This window comes from Pseudoalteromonas sp. ECSMB14103 (genome assembly GCF_000813065.1).
GTDB classification, from domain to species: Bacteria; Pseudomonadota; Gammaproteobacteria; order Enterobacterales; family Alteromonadaceae; genus Pseudoalteromonas; species Pseudoalteromonas marina.
The window spans coordinates 1-413 of sequence record NZ_JWGY01000031.1 but is presented as its reverse complement, the minus strand read 5'-3'; the positions used below and the strand labels follow the sequence as shown (position 1 = coordinate 413).

General features: G+C 45.3%; 1 protein-coding gene. It reads right to left on the bottom strand.

Features of this window, described 5'->3' with window-relative positions; translation table 11 throughout:
- Positions 1-413 (bottom strand): GTP-binding protein (locus RF53_RS19080; RefSeq protein WP_039038582.1); only part of this gene is annotated, 413 nt, incomplete at both ends.

The window sequence follows — 413 nt, the reverse complement described above, 5'->3', positions numbered from 1 at the left end:
ATGTAAGAATCTAGTGCTTCTGCAAGCTCTACAATCTTGTCTTCCCATTGCTTCTCGCCTTCAAGTGCTTTAAGTGCAGAACCTTGAATTAGTGGTAAGTCGTCACCTGGGAAATCGTACTCAGAAAGAAGTTCACGAACTTCCATTTCTACTAGCTCAAGTAGCTCTTCGTCATCAACCATGTCACATTTGTTCATGAATACGATGATGTAAGGTACGCCAACCTGACGAGAAAGAAGGATGTGCTCACGCGTTTGTGGCATTGGGCCATCAGTCGCAGCTACTACTAAGATAGCGCCGTCCATTTGTGCAGCACCAGTGATCATGTTTTTAACATAATCGGCGTGACCAGGACAATCTACGTGTGCGTAGTGACGAGTTGGTGTGTCGTACTCAACGTGTGAAGTTGAGAT